Annotated in this window: 22 protein-coding genes; 12 read left to right on the top strand and 10 right to left on the bottom strand. The window is 71.5% G+C overall.

What is annotated here, in order from left to right; genetic code table 11:
• Window positions 1-8: 8 nt before the first annotated feature.
• Together GTY84_RS30130 and GTY84_RS35080 are read left to right on the top strand one after the other, a co-directional pair.
• The gene (locus tag GTY84_RS30130; RefSeq protein WP_237532797.1) at window positions 9-2,081 is read left to right on the top strand and encodes an AAA family ATPase; all 2,073 of its coding nucleotides are present in this window, start codon (window positions 9-11) and stop codon (window positions 2,079-2,081) included.
• Window positions 2,078-3,088 (top strand): FHA domain-containing protein, encoded by a 1,011-nt coding sequence (locus tag GTY84_RS35080; protein WP_345943569.1) that lies wholly within the window; start codon window positions 2,078-2,080, stop codon window positions 3,086-3,088. The genes GTY84_RS30130 and GTY84_RS35080 overlap by 4 nt, the downstream gene beginning before the upstream one ends.
• Here the strand turns inward: GTY84_RS35080 and GTY84_RS30120 are convergent.
• Both GTY84_RS30120 and GTY84_RS30115 read right to left on the bottom strand, forming a co-directional pair.
• Window positions 3,048-4,367 (bottom strand): radical SAM protein, encoded by a 1,320-nt coding sequence (locus GTY84_RS30120; RefSeq protein ID WP_161229577.1) that lies wholly within the window; start codon window positions 4,365-4,367, stop codon window positions 3,048-3,050. The two genes, GTY84_RS35080 and GTY84_RS30120, sit on opposite strands and share 41 nt — an antisense overlap.
• A gap of 302 nt (window positions 4,368-4,669) precedes the next feature.
• Window positions 4,670-5,263 (bottom strand): hypothetical protein, encoded by a 594-nt coding sequence (locus GTY84_RS30115; RefSeq protein ID WP_161229576.1) that lies wholly within the window; start codon window positions 5,261-5,263, stop codon window positions 4,670-4,672.
• Between the two features lie 97 nt (window positions 5,264-5,360).
• Between GTY84_RS30115 and mmuM the strand changes: the two genes are divergently transcribed.
• Window positions 5,361-6,299 (top strand): homocysteine S-methyltransferase, encoded by a 939-nt coding sequence (gene mmuM, locus GTY84_RS30110; protein WP_161229575.1) that lies wholly within the window; start codon window positions 5,361-5,363, stop codon window positions 6,297-6,299.
• A gap of 251 nt (window positions 6,300-6,550) precedes the next feature.
• Window positions 6,551-7,441 carry a glycoside hydrolase family 19 protein gene (locus GTY84_RS30105; RefSeq protein WP_202552452.1) on the top strand — a complete coding sequence of 297 codons (891 nt, stop codon included), beginning with the start codon at window positions 6,551-6,553 and terminating at the stop codon, window positions 7,439-7,441.
• 139 nt (window positions 7,442-7,580) lie between these two features.
• On the opposite strand, the gene GTY84_RS30100 is transcribed toward GTY84_RS30105, so the two are convergent.
• On the bottom strand, window positions 7,581-8,045 hold the full coding sequence (locus tag GTY84_RS30100) for an ATP-binding protein (RefSeq protein ID WP_345943568.1): 465 nt from the start codon (window positions 8,043-8,045) through the stop codon (window positions 7,581-7,583).
• Between the two features lie 175 nt (window positions 8,046-8,220).
• Between GTY84_RS30100 and GTY84_RS30095 the strand changes: the two genes are divergently transcribed.
• Both GTY84_RS30095 and GTY84_RS30090 read left to right on the top strand, forming a co-directional pair.
• On the top strand, window positions 8,221-9,039 hold the full coding sequence (locus GTY84_RS30095; protein ID WP_161229797.1) for a helix-turn-helix transcriptional regulator: 819 nt from the start codon (window positions 8,221-8,223) through the stop codon (window positions 9,037-9,039).
• Window positions 9,036-9,275: a DUF397 domain-containing protein gene (locus tag GTY84_RS30090; RefSeq protein WP_161229572.1), complete on the top strand. Its 240-nt coding sequence runs from the start codon at window positions 9,036-9,038 to the stop codon at window positions 9,273-9,275. The genes GTY84_RS30095 and GTY84_RS30090 overlap by 4 nt, the downstream gene beginning before the upstream one ends.
• Window positions 9,276-9,416: 141 nt before the next feature.
• Here GTY84_RS30090 and GTY84_RS30085 read toward each other — a convergent pair whose 3' ends face one another.
• The 4 genes from GTY84_RS30085 to GTY84_RS30070 form a co-directional block, all read right to left on the bottom strand.
• Window positions 9,417-9,665 (bottom strand): hypothetical protein, encoded by a 249-nt coding sequence (locus GTY84_RS30085; RefSeq protein ID WP_237532795.1) that lies wholly within the window; start codon window positions 9,663-9,665, stop codon window positions 9,417-9,419.
• A gap of 111 nt (window positions 9,666-9,776) precedes the next feature.
• A complete protein-coding gene (locus GTY84_RS30080) occupies window positions 9,777-10,580 on the bottom strand; it encodes a hypothetical protein (RefSeq protein WP_161229571.1) in 804 nt (267 codons plus the stop codon).
• 7 nt (window positions 10,581-10,587) lie between these two features.
• Entirely contained in the window at window positions 10,588-11,502 is a 915-nt protein-coding gene (locus tag GTY84_RS30075) for a radical SAM/SPASM domain-containing protein (protein WP_161229570.1), read from the bottom strand.
• Window positions 11,503-11,625: 123 nt separating this feature from the next.
• Complete coding sequence (locus tag GTY84_RS30070) at window positions 11,626-11,910, bottom strand: hypothetical protein (RefSeq protein ID WP_161229569.1); 285 nt, start codon at window positions 11,908-11,910, stop codon at window positions 11,626-11,628.
• A 266-nt stretch (window positions 11,911-12,176) separates the two neighbouring features.
• Between GTY84_RS30070 and GTY84_RS30065 the strand changes: the two genes are divergently transcribed.
• The 5 genes from GTY84_RS30065 (at window position 12,177) to GTY84_RS30045 (ending at window position 14,474) form a co-directional block, all read left to right on the top strand.
• Window positions 12,177-12,596, top strand: coding sequence for a hypothetical protein (locus GTY84_RS30065; protein WP_161229568.1), 420 nt, complete (start codon window positions 12,177-12,179; stop codon window positions 12,594-12,596).
• Window positions 12,556-13,080, top strand: coding sequence for a DUF6879 family protein (locus GTY84_RS30060; protein ID WP_161229567.1), 525 nt, complete (start codon window positions 12,556-12,558; stop codon window positions 13,078-13,080). Before GTY84_RS30065 ends, GTY84_RS30060 begins: the two co-directional genes overlap by 41 nt.
• Before the next feature lie 7 nt (window positions 13,081-13,087).
• Window positions 13,088-13,942, top strand: coding sequence for a helix-turn-helix transcriptional regulator (locus GTY84_RS30055; RefSeq protein WP_345943567.1), 855 nt, complete (start codon window positions 13,088-13,090; stop codon window positions 13,940-13,942).
• Window positions 13,943-13,954: 12 nt separating this feature from the next.
• A complete protein-coding gene (locus GTY84_RS30050; RefSeq protein ID WP_161229566.1) occupies window positions 13,955-14,140 on the top strand; it encodes a DUF397 domain-containing protein in 186 nt (61 codons plus the stop codon).
• Between the two features lie 94 nt (window positions 14,141-14,234).
• Complete coding sequence (locus tag GTY84_RS30045) at window positions 14,235-14,474, top strand: DUF397 domain-containing protein (protein WP_345943566.1); 240 nt, start codon at window positions 14,235-14,237, stop codon at window positions 14,472-14,474.
• A gap of 82 nt (window positions 14,475-14,556) precedes the next feature.
• Here the strand turns inward: GTY84_RS30045 and GTY84_RS30040 are convergent, their stop codons facing one another.
• The 3 genes from GTY84_RS30040 to GTY84_RS30030 all read right to left on the bottom strand — a co-directional run bounded on the left by GTY84_RS30040 (window position 14,557) and on the right by GTY84_RS30030 (window position 18,466).
• Entirely contained in the window at window positions 14,557-17,364 is a 2,808-nt protein-coding gene (locus GTY84_RS30040) for a ribosome-inactivating family protein (protein ID WP_161229565.1), read from the bottom strand.
• Window positions 17,361-17,900, bottom strand: a complete 540-nt coding sequence (locus tag GTY84_RS30035; protein WP_161229564.1) for a hypothetical protein — start codon at window positions 17,898-17,900, stop codon at window positions 17,361-17,363. The genes GTY84_RS30040 and GTY84_RS30035 overlap by 4 nt, the downstream gene beginning before the upstream one ends.
• 71 nt (window positions 17,901-17,971) lie before the next feature.
• Complete coding sequence (locus GTY84_RS30030) at window positions 17,972-18,466, bottom strand: hypothetical protein (RefSeq protein ID WP_161229563.1); 495 nt, start codon at window positions 18,464-18,466, stop codon at window positions 17,972-17,974.
• Window positions 18,467-18,765: 299 nt separating this feature from the next.
• On the opposite strand from GTY84_RS30030, the gene GTY84_RS30025 reads away from it, so the two are divergent.
• Window positions 18,766-21,096: a tetratricopeptide repeat protein gene (locus GTY84_RS30025; RefSeq protein ID WP_345943565.1), complete on the top strand. Its 2,331-nt coding sequence runs from the start codon at window positions 18,766-18,768 to the stop codon at window positions 21,094-21,096.
• Window positions 21,097-21,119 lie beyond the last annotated feature (23 nt).

Genomic DNA, 21,119 nt, shown 5'->3' with positions numbered 1-21,119 from the left:
AGGGACACATGGAGCTGGACAAGCAGCGCACGGCAGGTTCGGAGACGGTCCGCCGCCCGGGGCACGGAGCGGGCGTGGAGCGGGTGCGGGAGGAGGAGCACGGCGGGGAGCACGGCCCCGGACCGGCGGCGCGCTTCCCCCTGTTCATGGAGGAGCTGGCGGGCACGCTGAGCGTGCACGCGCAGTACGTCCTGCACGGCAACTTCCGGGACCTGCACCTGGTCCGCATCCGCGACCGCGACCATCCGCTGGAGCTGCTGGAGGTGCTGTGGAACCGGCTGCTGCCGCTCGGGTACCAGGCGCTGCTCCTCTGCGACCAGGTGCGGGGCGTGCAGGTGATGCAGGCCGAGGAGTCGGTGCGGGAAGCGGTGCTGACCCTGCTGGAGACGATGACCTTCCCGGGCACCAACGCCTCGCAGATCGCCCACACCGTGCGGCAGCTGCGGGACATCACGTCCGGCTGGGAGGAGCGGCGGGGCGCGGTCCGCCCGGACCGGACGCTGCCGCCGCTGCGGGTGGCCCTGGTGGTCGACCACGCCTCGCGGCTGGTCGGGGACGTGGCCCGGCTGACGCCCGAGGAGCGCGACTTCTTCCTGTCCTGCCTCCAGCTCGCCGCCGAGGCGAAGCCGGTGCAGGCGCCGCCGGTCCCCGGCGGGGAGGCACAGCCCGCCCTGTTCAACCCGGTGATCTGGCTCGCCGACGGCGAACGCGACCTGCCCACCTGGATGTTGACCGGCAGTGAGCGCATCCGCACCGTCGCGGTGCCCGAGCCGGACGCCGACGAGCGGCACCGCATGGCACGGGTGCTGCGGCGCCGCTACGTGCGGGCGGTGCCCTCCGCGCGGCGGACGCCGGAGCGGGAGGCGGCGGAGGCCGTCACCGCCTTCGCCCGCACCGCCACGGGGATGAGCCTGACGGCGATGCGGGAGAGCCTGCGGCTGGCACTGGCCCGGCGCATCCCGTTCGAGGCCATGCCGGACGCCGTCCGCGTCTACCGGCTCGGGGTGGAGAAGAACCCGTGGAGCCGGGACGAGGTGCGGCAGCGGATCGTCGACGGGGAGGACCCGGCCAACCCGCTCTCCATCCCGCGCCGGGTGCTCGGCCAGGAGGCGGCCGTGGCGATGACGCTGGACATCCTGAAGCGGGCCGCGCTGGGCCTGTCCGGCGCGCAGGCCACCAGCCCGGGGCACCGGCCGCGCGGCGTGCTGTTCTTCGCCGGGCCGACGGGCACCGGCAAGACGGAGCTGGCGAAGGCCGTGGCGTCGGTGCTGTTCGACAGCGACCAGGCGTACCTGCGCTTCGACATGAGCGAGTTCTCGGCGTCGCACTCCGCCGACCGGCTGGTGGGGGCCCCGCCGGGCTACGTGGGGTACGAGGCGGGCGGCGAACTCACCACGGCCGTGCGGGAGAACCCGTTCCGGGTGATCCTCTTCGACGAGATCGAGAAGGCCGACAAGGGCGTGCTGGACAAGTTCCTCCAGGTCCTGGAGGACGGGCGGCTCACCGACGGCCAGGGTGTCACCACGTACTTCAGCGAGTGCGTGCTGATCTTCACCTCCAACCTCGGGGTGCAGCGCACCGATCCGCGGACCCAGGAGTGGCAGCCGCTGGTGTTCCCGGACACGCCGTATCCGGAGTTGCAGGAGAAGGTCCTGCGGAACATCAAGGAGCACTTCGAGCGGGTCGTGGGGCGTCCGGAGCTGATGAACCGGCTCGGCGGGAACGTGGTGGTCTTCGGCTTCATCTCCACCGAGATCGCCGAGCGGATCTTCGACCTCCAGGTGGGCAACATCCAGCGGCAGTTGGCCGAGGGGCACGGGATCTCCCTGGAGCTGACGGAGGAGGCCCGCGAGGTGCTGCTCGGGCACTGCACGAAGGACCCGTGGAAGGGCGGCCGGGGCATCGGGATGGTCCTGGAGACGCACCTCGTCAACCCGCTGGCGCGGGCGCTGTTCGGGGCGCCGCACCTGCCGCCGGGCGCGGTGGCGGTGGTCTCCGACGTCACCCAGGACGCGTCGGGCCGGGTGGAGATCGAGGTGGGCTTCGCGCCGGGCACGGCCCCGGGGAGCGAAGCGCCGTGACCCGCTCCGACGACGCCCGCCCCGGCCCGGACACGGACCCGCACCGACCCCCGGACGGGGACGCGGACCGGGACGCGGACGGTCACCCGGACCGGGACGCGGGCCCCGACGGCCCCGACGGCCCCGACCCGGCCGACGGCCGCGCGGACCACGGCGACTCCCCCGCACCCGGGCACGGCCACGGCCACGGCCGGAACGCCCCCACGTGGCCCCCGGACGCCCGGGGTCCGGCCCCGCACGCCCAGGGCCCGGACGTCCAGGGCCCGGACGTCCACGGCGCGGCCCCGCACGCCGGCGGTCCGAAGACCCATGGCCCGGGCGCCGGCGGTCCGGACGCCCACGGACACGGTCCCGACGAGGAACATGAGGAGGAGTACGACGGGGAGTACGAGGACGACGAGGACGACGGTCTCGTCCGCTTCGCCTCGGCCACCCCCCTGCGCCCCGGCCCCGCGGCCCCCGCCGCACGGCCGCCCGCGCATCCGGGCCCGCCGCTCCGGCCGGACCCCGCGCCGCTCACGCGCTGCCCCCGGTGCCGCGCCCCGCTCCCCCGGGCGGTCCTCACCTGCCCGGCGTGCCTCTCCCCCGTCACCGCCGCCCCGGAGCCCGGCGCGGGCGCCGCCCTCCGCCTGGTGTTCCGGGGCGCCGGGCACCACCTGGACGTGGTGCCCGGCGGGGAGCTGCGGCTCGGGCGGGACGCGGAGTGGGCGCCGGAGGCCGCCGCGCTGCTCGCCGGGGAGACCAGCGTGTCCGGGCGGCACGCCAGCGTCGCCCACGCCGAGGACGGCTCCGCCACGGTCACGGAGGTCCCGCAGGGCGCCACCAACGGCGTGCGCGTCAACGACCGGGTGCTGGTGCCGGGCCGTCCGGAGCCCCTCCACGACGGCGACACCGTCTGGCTGGGCCCCTGGGTGAGCCTCACCGCCCGCGCCCCGGGCGGACCGGGGCCGGGCGGCGGCCGGACGGTCAGACCTCCGCGGTCTCGTCCGCAGGCAGGCTGTCCATGAAGGAGCTGACGGAGAAGACCGCGCGCCCGGCGCCCGGCTCACCGTAGCCGGGGGGCGAGGCGAGCCCGAAGTCGTCCATGGTCTGCCGGTACGCCTGGAGCAGCCGGATGTGGTACTCCAGCGGCGCGCCCTGGGGGTTGGCCTTGCCGAGCGGGGTGGTCGGCTCGGGGCACCAGGTGGTGAACCGGGGCGTGATGCCGTGCGACATGAAGAAGCGCAGCCCCTCGGTGGTGGACTCGATCGCCTCGTCGACGCTGGTGAAGCCGAACGGCTCGGCCATCTCCACACCGGCCACGAAGTTCGGGATCACGTTGCGGGCGCCGAAGATCTCGGCGGAGTCGAGGATGCGCCGGTGCCACTCGTCGCGGCCGACGTAGCGCTCCTTGCCGGGGCAGTACAGCTCGAACAGGCGCCGGTCCCACACCTCGAAGTTGGGGTGGTAGATCTGCACCCCGTAGTCCTTGAAGCGCTGCACGTCGTCCTTGGGCAGCGCCTGGGCGACGACCTTGCCGATCCAGCGGCCGGGGAAGTGCTCCTCGATGGCCTTGGCGTAGCGGCCGTAGAAGTCGGCCTCGTCGCGTCCGCCGACGGTCTTGGTGATGGCGCCGCCGGTGAGGGTGTAGGCGGTGGACGCCTTCTGGGTGTCGTACCGGTCGATGATCTCCAGGGCCTCCAGCACCTCGTCGACGTCCTTGACGCCGGTGTAGGGGCGGCCCGCGGCCTTGTGCTGGCGCCAGTTGTGATTGATGTCGCAGTACTGGCACTCCTCCTTGGCGCCGAAGTACTGGCAGACGCGGAAGACCGTCAGGTAGATCAGGTAGCCCCACTGGATGGTGGGGGCGACCTCCATCACCGACTTCCCGTTGGACAGGGTGTGCCGGTAGTACTCGGGCATCGGCGGCACGCCCACGTCGGAGATCCGCTTGCCGTCGAGGTAGAGGCCGAGCATGCCGTGCTCGTCGGCGGCGACCCGGTAGGGCGAGGCGGGGTTCACCCGTACGGAGACCACGGTGCGGCGCAGCTCGTAGGGGCCGCCGGTGAGGATGATCTCCTCCGGCGGGCGGCGCAGCGCGGCCTCGCCCAGCTCCGGCAGGGTGCCGTGGTCGAAGGAGAAGATGAAGTAGGACTTCGGCTTGACCTCGCCGCCCTCGTTGTCGCTCAGGGCCGACGGGTCGAAGGCCACCCCGCCGCGGAGCAGGTCCTCCTTGATGACCGCCTCCCGCGGTACGTGCGGAAAGCGCTCCATCAGATCCTCGACCAGCGCGGTGCGGCTGCCCATCCCGTTGTCTCCTCACGGCTGACTCGCTCGGCTTCTCACGGTATGCCCCCGCCGCCGGACCGGTCCGGCCGGGGCCCCTCCGGCGCGCCCGGCGGGTCGCCTCCGGCGGGTCGCGTCCGGGGACGGGGCGGGGACGGGGCGGGGACGGGGCGGGGGTCTCCCGTCCGCCCCGCCGCAGCGTCCCGTACCCCTCCCGGGCCTCCCCGTCCTCTCCCGTCACCCCGCGCCCCGCCCCGCGCGTGCCGGGCGCGCACCGGTCGCGCGTCGCGCGGACCACGCGGGGCGTCCGGCCCTCCCGCCACTCAGGGGCGGCGGTACGGCGGGAGGGGTCCGCGCGGGCGCAGGAACCAGCGCTTGGCGGTGCCCTGGTTCAGCAGGACGAGCAGGGCGACGGAGCCGAGCAGCGCGAGGTTGACGCCCGCCAGACGGCCGGTCAGCCCGGCCACCGACATCACGATCTGCACACCGGCCAGCACCATGGAGGTGATCCGCACCCCGTCGCCGTGGGACGGGTAGAAGAAGGCGAGCACGCACAGCGCCCAGCCCATCAGGTTGGTGCCGAACAGCGCGCCCGCCACCCGGGGCCCCGCGTCGTAGCCCCCGGCCAGGATGGCCATCAGCACCAGACCGCCCATCGACCAGATGACGATCTGCGCGGCCCGCACGGTGCCGGGCATGGTGTACGGCCCGTACGGGGGATACGGCGCCGGCGGGTACATGCCGCCGTACGGCGGCTGGTGACCGGTGGGCGGGACACCCCCGTAGGGGGTCCCGTAGGGGGCGGTGTGCGGTCCCGGGGCCCCGTGGGGGGCCTGTCCGGGGGATCTCGGCGGGGGCCCGTAGGGCGGGGGCCGGCCTTCCGGCGGCGGCTGGGGGTTCGACTGCTCGTTCGACATGATCATGACTCTAGGGGCCCCGCCGCGTCCCGTACCCCGCCGTGCACCCACCGGTCCCGCCCGGCCCCGGACCCCGGTCCGGGTTAGCGTCGGGGGCATGTCCCGTGACATCCCGCACCGGCCCTCCTTCGCCGGGGCCCTGGCCGCCGGGCCGCTCGTGCTCGACGGCGGCCTCTCCAACCAGCTGGAGTCGGCCGGGCACGACCTGGGCGACGGACTCTGGTCCGCGCGGCTGCTCGCCGAGGACCCGGAGGCGGTCGTCGCCGCGCACCTCGCCTACTACCGGGCGGGCGCCGACGTGGCGATCACCGCCACCTACCAGGCCACCTTCGAGGGCTTCGCCCGCCGGGGCGCGGGCCGGGAGGAGGCCGCCCGGCTGCTCGCGCTCGGCGTGGACCTCGCCCGCGAGGCGGCCCGGCGGGCCGGGGCCGACCGCCCGCTGTGGGTCGCCGCGTCCGTCGGCCCCTACGGCGCGCTGCTCGCCGACGGCTCCGAGTACCGGGGCCGCTACGGGCTCACCCCGGCGGAGCTGGAACGCTTCCACCGCCCCCGGCTGGAGGCGCTGGCCGCCGCCGGCCCCGACGTGCTGGCCCTGGAGACCGTCCCCGACACCGACGAGGCCGCCGCCCTGCTGCACGCGGTGCGCGGGCTCGGCGTCCCCGCCTGGCTCTCGTACACCGTCGCGGGTGACCGCACCCGCGCCGGGCAGCCGCTCGACGAGGCGTACGCCCTGGCCGCCGACGCCGAGGAGATCATCGCCGTCGGCGTCAACTGCTGCGCACCCGAGGACGCGGAGGGCGCCGTGGCCACCGCCGCCCGGGTCACCGGCAAGCCCGTCGTCGCCTACCCCAACAGCGGGGAGACCTGGGACGCGGCTGCCGGCGCCTGGACCGGGCGGTCCTCCTTCACCCCGGAGCGGGTGCGCGCCTGGCGGGCGGCGGGCGCCCGGCTCCTGGGCGGCTGCTGCCGGGTGGGCCCGGACGCCGTCCGCCGGATCGCGGAGGGGAACGGCCACCGGGCCGGGCCCGGTCATTGAGGTGACGACTCGTCGTATGCCGACCGGTCCGCGACGGGAGCCCTGAGCGAAGGCCGCGCCGCAGGCGGGGGCAGCGAGGTCGCCGGGGCCGCTCCGTGGCACAAGGAGGCGGACGGAAGGCGTCCACACCCGAAGCCCGCCCACGACCCGGACCAGACCTTGACAGGTCCAGACCAATAGGGATTGAGTGACGGCACGTCATGTGGGCCCGCCGAGGTGCTCGGCGCGCCGCGCCGAAGGAGTGAGCAGCGCTGAAACGCATCAAGAGGTTCCTGACCGTACTGGGCGCCGTCGTCGCCACGGCGGCCTTCCTCCCCGCCGGGGTCTCCACCGCCGCCCCCGCCGCGGCGGCCGGGGACACGCCCGCCTGCGCGGCGCCGTGGAGCGCCACCACCGCCTACCCGTCCGGAGGCACCGTCTCCCACCACGGGCGCAACTGGAGCGCCAAGTGGTGGACGCAGAACGAGAATCCGGGCGCCACCGGCGTCTGGGCCGACCGGGGCGCCTGCGCCGGAGGGGTGTCGGACTTCGTCATCAGCGAGGCGCAGTTCGACGCCGTCTTCCCGGAGCGGAACCCCTTCTACACGTACCAGGGGCTGATCGACGCGCTCCACGCCTACCCGCGCTTCGCCAACACGGGCACGCCGCAGACCCGTGCGCGGGAGGCCGCCGCCTTCCTGACGCACGCGGACTTCGAGTCGGTCGGACTGCGGTACGTCAAGGAGATCAACGAGGACAACTACTGGCGCAAGTGCGACTACAGCCAGCCCTACGGCTGCCCGGCGGGACAGAAGGCGTACTACGGCCGCGGCCCGATCATGTTCAGCTGGAACTTCAACTACAAGGCCGCCGGTGACGCGCTCGGCCTCGATCTGCTGAACGACCCGTGGATGGTGGAGCGCGACCCCTCGGTGGCCTGGCAGACCGCCCTCTGGTACTGGAACACCCAGAACGGCCCCGGCACGATGACCTCGCACGAGGCGATGGTCGGCGGCGCGGGCTTCGGCCAGACCATCCGCTCCCTCAACGGAGCGCTGGAGTGCGACGGCGGCAACCCGGAGTCGGTGGCGTCGAGGGTCGCCCGGTACGAGCGGATCACCGCGATCGTCGGCACGGCGCCGGGGTCCGGGCTCACCTGCTGACGCGGGCCGGGACCGAATCCCGGCCGGCCCCCGGTTCCTTGGAGCCGGGGCCGGGCCGACCCCCGGTCCCGGTCCCGGCAGCAGGAGCGCGGTCGGCTCCCGCACCACCTCCGCCGGCCCTCCACGACCCGTCACGGGATCAACGATCGGACCCCGTCCACACCACCTCGCAGGCGCCGTCCGCAGCGGACGGGGCCGCGAGCGGGGGCACGGTCGCGGGAGCGGCGAGCGTGGGCACGGCGCCGGGGGCCGCCCGCGCCTCCACCAGGGCGAACTCGCACCACACGATCTTTCCGGGGCGCCGCTCCGCCACCCCCCAGGCGTCCGACACCAGCGACACCAGGAACAGGCCCCGGCCGCCCTCCACCGGCTCCCGCAGGTTGATCACCGGCATCGCCGGTACGCCGTCGCCGCTGTCGTGCACCTCCACGCGGAGCACGCCGTCGCCCAGCAGCAGCCGCAGCAGCAGGCCCCGGCCGGGCGGCACTCCGTGCAGCAGGGCGTTGGTGACGAGTTCGCTGACGCAGAGCAGCGCCTCGTCGACACGTTCGCGCACGTCCCAGTCCGTCAGCGCCGCACGGGCGAACCTCCGGGCGGCGGGCACGGACCGCCGGCTGCGGAGGTAGAAGTGTTCACGGAGAGACGGGGGTTGATTTTCGCAGTTCACGAGACCAGAGTCACGCTCTGTGCCCATCATGGAACAGAGCGCACGTCCGTACAGGGGCGCTGTACGGCTGCGGGAAAGTGAACGCAGGCACGTCGACGGGGAGTTCGATCTCATGGCAACCGCGGCACGGAGGAACGCCTCCGCGATGAAGATGGTGGGCGCGCTGCTCGCCCTGTACCGGCAGAACGCCGGACTCACCCAGAAGGCGCTCGGGGAGCGCTTCGTCGTCGGCGAGCAGCAGATCGCCTCCATCGAACAGGGCCGCCGCCCCCTCAAGTCCGACCTGGCGGAGCAGCTGGACGAGCTGCTGGACACGAAGGGGGCGCTGTCCACTGCCCTCAGCAGGATGCCGGAGATCGACCTCATCCCGCTCTGGGCGGAGGAGTACCTCGACTGCGAGCGCGAGGCCATCACCATCTCCTGGTACGAGAGCCTGCTGGTGCCGGGCTTGTTGCAGACCGAGGCGCACGCACGTGCGGTCTATCGCAGCCGCATTCCGGTCTACAGCGAGGACGAGATCGAGGCGTTCGTAGCCGCTCGTATCGCGAGGCGGGAGATCCTGCAACGCAAGGTTCCACCGACAACCAGCTTCGTGATCTGGGAAGCGGCCCTCCGTGACCGCCTCGGTGGGCGGGATGTGTACAGGGAGCAACTCCAACACCTGAGGAAGTACGCTGAACTGCCCGGCATCTCGTTGCAGATCATGCCGTTGGGCCGCACCTCACACGCTGGCCTGGAAGGCCCCTTCATCCTCCTGGAAACCCCAGAGCACCAGCGGCTCGCCTATAGCGAAACACAGCGCGGAAGCATCCTGGTAGCCAGTCCGGATGAGGTGGGAATCCTCGCCCAGAAGTATGCGATGCTGCGGACACAGGCCCTCAACACCGAGGATACGAGGGACCTGCTAGACCATCTCCTGGGAGAGGCATGACCGGCACCAACCTCCAGTGGTTCAAATCCAGCTACAGCAACGGCGAAGGTGGTGCCTGCCTGGAAGTTGCCTACAACTGGCACAAGTCCACGTACAGCAACGATGAGGGCGGCGCGTGCGTAGAGGTAGCCGCCCACCCCTCCGCCGTGCACATCCGCGACTCCAAGAACCCCGACACCGCCCCCCACATCACCGTCACCCCCCACGCCTGGACCACCTTCCTCACCCACCACTGAACCACCCGCACAACGGCACCAAGGGGGCTCCGAAGAGCCCCCTTTCGCGTCGTCGGCGCCGCCGTCCTCAGTGATTCCGGTGGCGATGACCACGGCCTGCGAGACGATCTGGTGGTTCAAGGGGCTATGCAGAGATCGCTGCTACACCGCTCGACGGGACACCGTCCCGGAAGGCGGCACCACCACATGGATCGGTGGTGCCGCCTTCTGCCGCCGGTCGGCACTGCGGCCGTTGCGGCACTTGTTGCCCGTCCTGCGGTCAACGCCGACGATCCGGCACGCCGCGGTGTTGCTGTAACCCTGCTGCACGAGCCAGGAGTATGCCTCCCGCTCCCGTGACAGCTTCCCGGGACCCTGCGGAGTCCGGTCCCCTCGGATCTCGAAGTCCATCGCACCCCTTGAGCTGGGGTGTTGCGACAACCGCTAGAACCCAGGTTCAGTGTGGGGGGTCGTCCGGCTTCTGGGACACGGCGGGCGTCCCTTCGGCAGTTCGAGCTTGATTCACGTGGCGGTGATGCCCCGATAGCCGGTCCACGCCTCGCATGCGGCGACCATGGACTTCAGCCAGTCCTCATCCGGCTTCCGCTCGGCAAACGCGCCGTACATCCGCAGGTTGGCGGCGGCGAAGGCGTTGATTTCCCCCGAAACCGCCCTGTGCCACGCGGGCAACTGGGCCGCCCACTTCTCTGCGCTCGCCGGGGTGTGACCGGCCGCGATGAGCTGGAGAACCAGAAGCGCAGGATCGATGAACCCGGCCCCCTTGGTCGGCCACGCCCAATCCACGGCCCAGGCGCGCCGTCCCTGTACGAGCAGGTTGTGCGGGTTGATGTCCGTGTAGAGAAGCGAGTCACCCCGGAACAGCTCGGCTTCCGAACCGTCCACGGCGAACCGGTCCCACCGGCTCTCCGTCCAGTCTCGGGCGAACGCCGGAAGGGGCACGCGACCAATCCGCGCGAGGGTGTCGACCACCAGGGGGAGATCCGGCGAGTCGGGCGCGAAGTCGGCCGACCGGCCGTCGACCACTTCGTAGCCCAGGACCAACCAGTCTTCGGCGTCCACATCCCACAACAGGGGCGGTGCGATGTGGACAAGGGCGGCATCGATCATCCGCTCCCTGACGAGGGAGTCCCGCCGACCGCCGGGCCGATTGCGGACAGCCTTGATGAAGAAAGGGCCGTTCTCGCACTCGACGATGGCGGTCAGATCTGAGCTGTTGCCGTGTTCGGTCCGACGGATCGCGATCACCGGGCCCGTGTGCTCCCGGATGAGAGGTCGGATTGCGGATTCGGGGCGGTTGGTGTCCATGTGCCTTTCAGTTCCTCGGGGAGCACGAACTACCGGGGAAGCCCGGCGAGCACTCGCTTTCGTCGCCGCCACCGCCACCGCTGTCGTTGTCCGGGCCGCAGGGACTGTCGGGGCCGCAACTGTACGAGATGCTGAGATCCCGCCCCTGTCGGATGGTCGCGTTGGCCTGTGCCATCTCCGGGCCGCCGAGGATAGCGCCGAGCGGCGCATCCTGAACGTTCCCCACGCCCATCCAGGTCGAGAACACGCACGGCGACACCTTGCCATCCGGAGCGACGGACGCCCGCCCGTCCCCGCACCGCCCGCAGAGACCGTCCGTGCACTGCTCCTGTCCGTTCGCCGCGCGTCCGAAGGGCCTGACGTGGTCGACGTGAATGGTACGGACGCCCAGGGCCCGAAGCTCCCGCCGGGTCTCGTCGCCGGTGTCAGAGGGGCCGGAGGCGATCACGGAGACGCGGATCGGGATCTCGTTCGTCACCGCCTTCACGATGTTCGCGCGGGTGCGGGCGTGACTGTTCCGCCCGGTGACTGCGTTGTGCGCGTCCTCCGAGCCGTAGTACGACGTGGCCAGGCTGACACCCTTCCGCCGAAGCAGCTTCCACCAGTCCTCGCTCAGGTGAACCATGTTGCTGTACACCTCGACGTCCAGGCCGAGCTTCAGCGCGTGCTCGATCAGGGACGGCGCGTCGGGGTGCATGGTGACCTCGCCCCCGGTGAACTGGACCCGGGGAATGCCGGCCGCTGCGGTCTCGTTGAGGACCCGCGTCCAGTCCTCGGCGGTCATGGTGCCGTGCGTCCCGTCCGACCCGGAATGGTTGTGGCAGTGGCGGCACTTGAGCTGACACATCCGGGTGAGGTCCAGCCACATCAGGCCGCACGTGCCCGTGCTCTTGGTGACTGGCACCTCTGCAATGGCGGTCATTCGCTTACCTCTCGTTCGTCTCTTCCGATTTCGAGGTGATGTGTGTTGCAGGGCTCGCCCTGGTGGCGCTCGGGCCGTCCTGGACCTTGTCCTCCAGGGCGAGCACGTATCGAAGGACGGCTCTCACTGTGGGCCAGTCCCGTTCTTCGCCGCATAGACCCTCAGCAGTGCATCAGCGTGAGTCGCCGTCTTTCGCATGAAGGTGAAGGCGTCGTAGGCGGACGTCTCCGGGGTGGGCCGCTTGGACAGCATCAGATGCCTGTACGCCTTGCCGAACAGCTTGCTCGTCTCCTCGTCGCCCTCCCACATGTCCTCGGCCAGCAGCTCACGCAGGTGGCTGACGAGTTCGTTGGTCCTGGCGTCGATGTCTGATCGGGTCGACGTGCTCAGCTCCATGAACTGAACCACAGTGATGGTGTCCCCGAACGTGTCAACGTCGAGCGCCAAGCTGTCGATCCCAGCCGCGTCACGTGCCTCGGTCATGCTGGCCACCACGATTCTCCCCTCGGTGCCGCCTCAGCGGGTTGGGTCCGAAGGTGAACGTAGAGGGGCCAGCGCCCAAGTCCCAAGAAGATTGCACCAGTTTGCGGTGGGAAGATTGACGGCATAGAACCTCTGCTCGACGCTTGGAAGGCCGCGCAATCCAGCGCAAGGCAGCGGACAGGAGAGCAGCCATGAAGCTACGGTTCCTTGGTAAGAACTCCCAAGGGGGAGAGTGCCCGACTCTCTACGCCACGGATCGGGACACGTACCTCGTCCAGGGCTGGAAGATCTTCGCGAATGACCTGCTGATGCAGCTCACCATCCGCGAGGGCGAGACGGCCGTGGAGGTGCCCACCGAGCTGTTCGAACACCTGACGAAAGACGGGCTTCCCTCCCGGGAGTTCAAGCGCCTTGAGGACCCCCTTATGGTCCTCACTCCTGGAGGTACGTACGTTGTGCAGGGCCAGGAGGTGACCGACACCGAGGCACTGGCACAGATGGAAATCCCGGACTACGAGACCGTGGTCGAGGTCCCCAGGGCCGCGATCACCGCGCTACTGGAGGAACCGCGTGGAGCTGATCTCCAGCGCCGAGCGCAACCAGCTGTTTGACAGCTGTGAGCACGGCGCCTTCCATCTGGAGCTGAGGGACGACTACTCAGTCCCGGTAGAGGACGGCCCCTACGCGAGCTGGCTTCGAGGCGAGCCCCTGGACCACTCGTACATGGAGCCGTGGACGCAGCTCGTAAGGCGCGTCACCGGCGCGGGCAAGTCCATGCGTCGGGTGCGAGTCGTCACCGAACCGCACACTCCGTACATCCAGTGGGAGTACGTCACAGCTCACGTCAACGAGGAGGCCGGCGAGTCCGTCAGGTGGTATCCACGGCACCGGTTGCCCGAGGGGTTGGCCTTCCCCGTAGGCGGAAATGACTGGTGGCTGTTCGATGACTCGATCATCGCTGTGGGGCACTTCAACGACTCAGGACGGTTCATCGGGAACGAGCTGATCGACACCCCTGCTGTCGTCGCCGAAGGCGTCCGTGTGCGGGATCTGCTCTGGGCCTCCGCCGTTCCCCACTCCGAGTACAAGCCTTGATCCTTCCGTGAGCAACCAAGCACAAGAGACGCGAGAGGCGTTGGGAGCCCGGCTGCGTGGATTCCGCAAGGACGCGGGATTCAGTAGCGGCCGGGCCTTCGCCGCTGCGACCGGTTGGCAGGAATCCAAGGTCTCTCGCATCGAGAACGGCAAGCAGAACGCTTCCGAGGCCGACATCCGTGTCTGGTGCCAGAAGACTGGGCACGAAGCCGAAGTCCACGACCTCATCGCGACGGTCCGCCACATTGACGAGCTGTGGTTGGAGTGGCGGCGACTGCTCCAGACCGGGGCTGAAGGACGCCAGAAGCAGTCCATACCGCTCTACAGGAAGACCAAGGTCTTCCGCATCTGGGAACCGAACGTCGTCTGGGGCACGCTCCAGACCGCCGAGTACGCCAAGGCCATCTTCGATGAGGTGTCACGCCTGTACGACACCCCAGGGGACATGGAAGCCGCCGTGGCGAAGCGGCTCGAACGACAGCAGTACCTGTATCAGGGCGATCGGATCTTCAACGTCCTCCTTGGCGAGCAGGCCCTCTACTCGAACCACGGTGGCTCCGGGGTGATGAGAGCCCAGCTCGACCGGCTATTGGCCGTTCTGGCGCTCCCGCGGCTCAGCCTGGGCATCGTCCCTCGTTCTGCGCTGCTCAACACGTGGATCGGGCACGGCTTCGTGATGTTTGACGACAAGCGCGTCATGTTGGAGACGTTCTCCGCAGAAATGGTCGTGACTCAGCCACGGGAGATCGACATCTACATGAGGGTGTTCGAGTCTCACAGGCGGGCTGCGGTGTACGGGCAGACCGCCAGGGCCCTGATACTGGCCGCAATCCAGCACTTTGCCCGCATGGCGACCGGCTAGGGGACGATCAACTTGACAATCGAGCCCAACTGGCGCACCAGCACCTACACCAAGTCCGACAGTTGCGTGGAGGTGGCCGACAACGATTCACAGAGGGTGATGGTGAGGGACACCAAACGCCAGGAAGGGGCTCGCCTGAGTCTCAATCCGGCCTCCTGGAGCCGATTCATCAAGGCGACGAAGCAGGCGTCTCAGTAGCACTACATCATCACTTGTGGGATCCGGCCCCCAGGCCGGGAGGGGCCGAGCCACCTCAGCTACCGGTTGCTGATGCCCAGAAGTATGCGCTGCCGTGGACACAGGCCTCAACACCGAGGATTCGAGGGACCTGCTGGATCATCTCCTGGGAAGCTTGAGCGGCACCAACCTCCAGTGGTTCAAGTCCAGCCACGGCGGCAGCGAAGGCGGCGCGTGCGTAGAGGTAGCCGCCCACCCCTCCGCCGTGCACATCCGCGACTCCAAGAACCCCGACGCCGCCCCCCACATCACCCTCGCCCCCCACGCCTGGACCGCCTTCCTCACCCACCACTGAACCACCCGCACAACGGCACCAAGGGGGCTCCGAAGAGCCCCCTTTCGCGATCCCGCCGCGAGGCGGTCCCGGGCCGTGCCCGCTACCCGGGGTTCCTCAGGAACACCGAGGCACCCGGCGCGGTGTGGGAGGTGTCCACTCCCGCGTCACCGCTGGTGTAGTTCTCCGTCTCGTTGCCGTTCCAGTCGTCGAGCGGGGCGCCGTTCCGGGTGAGGTGCCGGAAGCGGCCCGGATCCTGCGCGGCGGAGCCGAACTGGTGGACCGGCTGGGTGCCGCTCCCCGACCTGCTGTACGGCAGGTACTCCACGTAGGGCCCGCCGGGGACGAGCTGCTTGGTGAGGACGTTGTCGTGGAAGACGTTCTGCGGCCCGGAGGAACCGGCCCACTTCGACGCCTTCTCCCCGGCAGCCCACCAGATCGGGTACCAGGTGCCGGCCTCGATCTCGCCGCCCTCACCGCCGCAACGGGCCGTGCAGTTCCCCGAGTAGTGCTCGTACGGCACCCGCACGGTGTTCTTCTCGAACAGGTTGCGACGCTCCCAGCCGCCGTGGAGGTTCAGGTCCGAGTCGAAGTCGTTGGCGTACACGACGTTGCCCGAGGAGGACCACTGGAGGGTGAAGTGGCGCAGGTTGCGAGTGGTGTTGTAGGCGTACAGGGAGTCCCAGACGCGGCTGCCGCGGAAGTAGCCGTTGCCGCCCTTGCCCTTGTTCCAGGCGCCGTCCAGGTGGTTCTGCTCGAACTGCAGGTTCTTGGCGACCTCGGTGACGATCGGGTGCGAGCCCGTCATCTCCGCGCGCACACCGCGGGCCCAGGAGTCCGCGGCCCACTTGAAGACGAGGCCGTTCATCGCGGACTCGGGCGCCATGTTCCCGTAGTTGTTCTTCGCCTGCGCGCGGTCCAGGCCCGGCATCTCCTGGGTGAAGGCGAAGTTCTCGAAGCCGACGCCCACCACCATCCGCAGCGGGGTCACCTTGCTGGTGTAGACACTGCCGCCGATCGGCGCGGAGCCGTCGGAGGTGGAGTCGACGGGGAGGTCGAACTCCAAGGGCTTGTCGATGGTGACCGTGCGGTTGCCGGCGTCCACCGCGCTGATGCGGAAGACCTGCTGGCGCATGTGCAGGTTCTCGTAGCGCGTCTCGTCCGTGGCCTCCTGGAGCGCGTAGAAGGCGCGGCTGTTCGCGGCGCCCACCCAGAGGTGGCCGCCGACCGGGAACCGTGCCATGTCGGCCTTGGCGTCCAGGTGGATCACCCGGCCGCCCTCCCTGGCGGCGTGGGCCGGGTCACCGGCCGCTCCGCGCACCTTCACGCCCGACGCCCAGTGCTGGTTGACCGAACCCTCGTAGAGGTCCTTGCGGTTGGCCGGGGCGGCGGCCCACTCGTCGGCGTAGCGCGGGGCGACCTCGCGGGTCTGGACGCGGAACAGCCCGCGGCCCGGCCAGATCCATCCGCCCTTGGCGGTGTCGGCGCCCGACTCGTAGGTCATCGCGTCCGGGTCCCAGCGGCTTCCGTCCCTGGTCAGCGTGTCGTAGCGGGTGTCGGCGCCGGGGCGGAACACGATGCGGGTGACCTGGCCGCGGGCCGGGTCGCTGCCCTGTCCGCGGATCACCAGGTAGTCGGCGTCCACGGCGATCTGCCGGGTGACGTCGAGCTGCCCGGCGGGCAGGGTGATCAGCGACAGCCGGTCGAAGTTGGCCCCGCCGCACCGGCCGCGGATGTCGTCGATCGCGCGTTGCAGTCCGCCGGAGTCGTCCACGCCGTCGTCGGGCTCCACCCCGTACGTCGCGGCGAGTTCCTCCGGGCCGATCCGGCATGCCTGGTCCGCGGTGTACTCCTGGTGTCCGGGCAGCGCCCGGCCGCCCCGGTAGCCGGCCCCGGTCCAGTCCGGCAGGCCGGACCGGGGGCCGAGACGGTTCCCGGAGGCGAGGGACGTGACGCAGTCGGAGGCCCCGCTGCCCGAGCACATCTGGGCGGGCCCGCTGCCCTCGGGTCGGTGGAGGATGTTGATGTTGGCCCTCAGCACGCTGAGGTACTGGGTGAGGGGCCGGCCGTCGATGTCCACGGTGTAGGAGAAGCCTTCGCGGATGATCCTCGACATGGGGGACCAGTTGGTGATGTACGGCTCGTAGTCGGCCGCGTACCAGCCCACGCCCTCCACCAGCGCCGTGTGGAACGCGCCCCTGATGTTGTTGAACCGCGATCCCTCCGCCAACGGCATGATCAGGTTGACGAGGTGGGTGCCCAGGGCGTTCATGCTCGCGGCGGTGGGCGTGGCGTAGGCGAGCTGCTGGACGGCGGTGTGCAGATCGTGCCCGGCGATGGTCCGCTGCCAGACGTTCTGGCCGCCCATCGCGGCGTACCGGCTCTCGTAGTGCAGATTGTGCGCCTGGACCTGGTTGTGGACCGCGCCGAAGAACCCCGCGGGCAGGACGGCCGGGTCGAACTCGTCGAAGTGGAAGAACCGGTAGGTACCGAGCCCGAACTGGTAGAAGCCCATCACGTACATGCTGCCGAGGTCGATGACCAGGCTGACCGACGGCATGTTGGCGCTGCTGCGCAGCCGGTCGAGGCTGACCAGGGCGTAGCCGTCACGGGTGAACGGGGCCGGACGCGCGAGGTCGTAGGGCATGGCCCGCGCCGGGGCCGACCGGGAGGTCGTCGCGTTCGTCGCCCACTGCCCGTTCGGGGCCGGGTGCTCCGCGCCCCGGGCCGCCTCCTCGATCTCCCGCACGAGATGCAGGTAGACGTCGGCCACGTCGTCCTCCTCGTCCTGCGCCCCGGCGGGCGTGCCGAGGACCGTGACGGTGGCCAGGAGGGCGAGGAGGAGCGCGAGGAGGCGGCGGGGTACGGCGCCGCGCGGGCGCCGGCCGCGCGCCCGGGCCTGCGGGGTCACCACGGCACCACGTAGTCGATGGTCGCGGCCGGGGCCCCGCTCGACTCGTTGGCACCGTCGGCCCAGTAGGCGACGGTGTAGGTCCTGCCGGACTGGAGCCCGTCGTCCCCGGCGGGGATCGCGGCGGCGCCGTAGGCCATGCAGCGCGCGTGCTCGTTCGGGCAGACCCAGTCCCAGTCCCTGCGGTGCTGGGTGTCGAGCTGCCCCTGCTCGTAGATGCCGACCCAGTCTCCCCGCTGGCCCGGATTGCGGCCGGCGGGTGCCAGGTAGGTCACCACCAGGCCGGTGTCCTTGGCGTGCAGGATGCCCTTCTCGATGATGTGCGCCGTGGTCCAGGTCGCGTCGATGATGTCGAAGCCGTCGCTCGGGTGGGAACCCGCCGCGAGGCCGCGCCGGACCGACGCGGTGCCCGCGCCCTCCGCCGCCTGCGGCAGCAGGAGCTGGGTGCCGGTGACGGCCAGCGCGGAGCAGAGGACGGTGGCCGCGGTGGGCAGGAGTCCGCGTCGTCGTCTCTCGCGACGCGTGGGGAAGCTCATGGGTGGGGTTCCTCTTCCGGAAAGGTCGGACGGGGCTGGGGGACGGCGCTCAAAGCCGCCCGGGGCGCGGGTCACCAGGGCACGACGTAGTCGACGGTGACGGCCGGGGTCCCGCTCGACTCGCTCGCGTTGTCGAGCCAGTAGGCGACGGTGTACTTCTTGCCCGACTCCAGGCCGTCGTTGCCCGCGGGCACGATGGCGGAGCCGAACGACATGCAGCGGGCGTGCTCGTTCGGGCAGACCCAGTCCCAGTCCTTGCGGTGGGCCTTGTCGAGCCGCCCGTGTTCGTAGATGCCGATCCAGTCGCCCTGCTCTCCGGGGTTGCGTGCGGCCGGGCCGACGTAGGAGACGACCAGGCCGGTGTCCGCCTCCGGGATGTTCAGGCCCTTCTGGACGATGTGCGCGGTGGTCCAGACGGGCTCGTAGAGCATGAACGCCCCTTCCCACTCCCCCAGACCGGCCGGACCGGCCTCCTCCACCCGCGGTGTCTCCCGCCCCTGGGCGGCGGACACCAGGAACTGGGTCCCCAGCACCGCCCCGGCCGAGCAGACGACCGCCAGTGCCATGGAGGCGGCCCGCCTCCAACGGCCCCCCTCACGCCTGGAGAAGCGCATGACGCGACCCCCCGTCCATGACGTACCTGCCTTCCGCTGTCCTCGGTGAACGAACGGACCGCGGACGGCCGGCGGGGAAGGCTTCCGACGGCGCGCGGCCGTCCGCTTCCCGGCCCGCGGTCCGGGCGGTCCTCCGGCAAGTCCACCAACGCGGCGCGGCCCGAACCAGGCGGAATCACCGGCAGGTTCGGGTTTCCGGGATACTTCTGCCGGTGGTGCCGGCCGCGGCACAGCAGAGAAGGGGCCGGTCCGTGAGCAGCGAAGCACCCGTGTCACACACGTTCGGCGAACTCCTGCGCGGGCTGCGGCTGCGCGCCGGGTTCAGCCAGGAACGGCTCGCCCACACCGCGGAGGTGAGCGTGCGCGCGCTGGCCGACATGGAACGGGGCCGTACCCGGGGACCGCACCGGCGCACCGTCGAACTGCTCGCCCGGGGGCTTGCGTTGGGCCCCGAGGAGGCCCGGGCACTGGAGGCCGCCGCCGCCCGGGGCCGGGCCCGCGACCGTCCGGCCACCGTCCCCGGGCCCCCCGCCTCCCTGCCCGTGGCGCTGCCGCTGCCGCTGCCGCGCGACGCCCACGACTTCACCGCCCGGGAACGGGCCCTGGCCGCCGTGCTCGGCCTGGCCCGGGACACGGACACCGCTCACCCGCACGTGGTCGTCGTATCCGGCCAGCCCGGCCTCGGCAAGACGGCGTTCGGCATCCACGCCGCCCACGCCCTCGCCCCGCTCTTCCCCGGCGGACAGCTCTTCCTCGACCTGCGGGGCATGGACGCGGCCCCGACCGGGCCACGGGAGGCGCTGGCCACCCTCCTGCGGGCGCTGGGCGTCGACGCCCACGCCGTCCCCCGCGGCACGCAGGAGCGCTCCGGGATGCTCCGCTCCGTCCTCGCGGAACGCCGCCTGCTGCTGGTGCTGGACAACGCCGCCGACGAGGAACAACTGCGCCCCCTGCTGCCCGGGACCGGCGCCACGCTCACCCTCGTCACCAGCCGGAGCGCCCTCACCGGCCTGGAGGCGACACACCGGATCGACCTCCCCCTGCTGCGCCGCGAGGAGTCCGTGGAACTGCTGACCCGGATCATCGGCCCCGAGCGGGTCGGCCGGGAGGCCCAGGCGGCGCGCGATCTGGCCGACCTGTGCGGACACCTTCCGCTGGCCATCCGGATCGCCGGGCAGCGGCTGGCCGGCCGGCCCCGGGAGCGCCTGGACCGGCTCGCCGGCCAACTGGCCCGCGAGGAACGCCGACTGGACCTGCTCCGGGCGGGGGACCTCCAGGTGAGGGCCGCCTTCGCCCTGTCCTACCGGCAGCTCGACCCCGCCTCCCGGACCCTGCTGCGCCGCTCCGCGCTGGCCGCCAAGCCGGACTTCGGTCCCCGGACCGCCGCCCTGCTGGCCGGGACGACGGTGCGCGAGGCGGAGCTGCGGCTGGAGGAGCTGGCCGACCGCGGGCTCCTCCAGGCCGACGCCACGGCCGAGCGCTACCGCTTCCACGACCTCCTCGGGCTGTTCGCCGCCGAGTTGGTGGCCGAGGAGGACGGACCCGAAACCGTCGGGTCCGCCCGGGACCGGGCCGCGCGCTGGACGCTGGCCCGCGCGACGGCGGCCGGGCTCCGCTTCGACGCCCTGCGGCACGGGAACGCGGACGGCGCCCCCGACCCCGACCCCGCCACCGCCCCCGTCGGCCTGGACGAGGCGCGGGCCTGGCTGGAGGAGGAGCGGGCGCAGTGGCTCGCCTGCCTCGGCCACGCCCAGGACGCCGGATGGCACCGGACGGTGATCGACACGGCCGAGGCCATGCACTGGTTCTCCGACCGCACACAGCACTGGGAGCAGTGGGTGGAGGTGTTCCGGCGGGCCGCCGACGCGGCCCGTTCCCTGGGCGACCGCCGGGAGGAGGCCACCCACCTCAACTACCTCGCCTGGGCCCACAACCTGTGCGTCCACGACCACCGCGCCGCGCTGGAGGCAGCGCGCGCCGCCCACCGGGCCGCCCGCGAGTGCGGCGACGCGCTCCAGACGGGCTGGGCGCTGGGGTACGAGGCCAGCGCGCTGCGCCACCTCGGCCGGACGGAGGAGGCCGTGGCGGGGTTCCGGAGGTCCATCGCCTGCCACAGCGGCAACACCACGCCGCAGGGCAGGCTCGCCGAGCTGTCCGCCCTCAACGCCCTCGGCGGGACCCTGCGCCACCGGGGCCGGGCCGAGGAGGCCCTGGTCATCCACCGCCGCAGCACCGGGATCTGCCGCGAGGGCGTTCCCGGTCTCTCCCCCGACGTGCTCACCCTCTACCGCGCGTCCACCCTCCAGCACCTCGGCAACGACCTGGCCGCGCTCGGCCGGTGGCACGAGGCCGAGGAGCCGCTGCGGGAGGCCCTCGCCGCCTTCGAGGCGGCCGACATGCCGGCCTGGAGCGGACCCGTCCACCTCGAACTGGGAACGGTGCTCCGCCGCCTCGGCCGCCTCCCGGAGGCCCGTGCGGCCCTGCGCGCCGCGCTGCGTCGGCTCACCGAGCACCGCAGCCCCCGGCAGGCCGACGCCGCGGCGGAACTCCGGCTGCTCGACGCGCCGCTCCCCGCGGAATGAGCCCGGCGGGCCCCCGGGGCCCG

The sequence above is a fragment of the Streptomyces sp. SID8352 genome (assembly GCF_009862265.1).
Taxonomy (GTDB): Bacteria; Actinomycetota; Actinomycetes; order Streptomycetales; family Streptomycetaceae; genus Streptomyces.
Note: the sequence above shows the minus strand (reverse complement) of the source record. Positions and strands in the feature narration are given on the sequence as shown.

Coding starts and splice junctions, on each gene's coding strand:
- GTY84_RS30130 (WP_237532797.1), top strand. CDS start 9: ATGGAGCTGGACAAGCAGCGCACGGCAGGTTCGGAGACGGTCCGCCGC.
- GTY84_RS30120 (WP_161229577.1), bottom strand. CDS start 4,367: ATGGGCAGCCGCACCGCGCTGGTCGAGGATCTGATGGAGCGCTTTCCG.
- GTY84_RS30115 (WP_161229576.1), bottom strand. CDS start 5,263: ATGTCGAACGAGCAGTCGAACCCCCAGCCGCCGCCGGAAGGCCGGCCC.
- mmuM (WP_161229575.1), top strand. CDS start 5,361: ATGTCCCGTGACATCCCGCACCGGCCCTCCTTCGCCGGGGCCCTGGCC.
- GTY84_RS30095 (WP_161229797.1), top strand. CDS start 8,221: ATGGCAACCGCGGCACGGAGGAACGCCTCCGCGATGAAGATGGTGGGC.
- GTY84_RS30090 (WP_161229572.1), top strand. CDS start 9,036: ATGACCGGCACCAACCTCCAGTGGTTCAAATCCAGCTACAGCAACGGC.
- GTY84_RS30085 (WP_237532795.1), bottom strand. CDS start 9,665: ATGGACTTCGAGATCCGAGGGGACCGGACTCCGCAGGGTCCCGGGAAG.
- GTY84_RS30080 (WP_161229571.1), bottom strand. CDS start 10,580: ATGGACACCAACCGCCCCGAATCCGCAATCCGACCTCTCATCCGGGAG.
- GTY84_RS30075 (WP_161229570.1), bottom strand. CDS start 11,502: ATGACCGCCATTGCAGAGGTGCCAGTCACCAAGAGCACGGGCACGTGC.
- GTY84_RS30065 (WP_161229568.1), top strand. CDS start 12,177: ATGAAGCTACGGTTCCTTGGTAAGAACTCCCAAGGGGGAGAGTGCCCG.
- GTY84_RS30035 (WP_161229564.1), bottom strand. CDS start 17,900: ATGAGCTTCCCCACGCGTCGCGAGAGACGACGACGCGGACTCCTGCCC.
- GTY84_RS30030 (WP_161229563.1), bottom strand. CDS start 18,466: ATGGCACTGGCGGTCGTCTGCTCGGCCGGGGCGGTGCTGGGGACCCAG.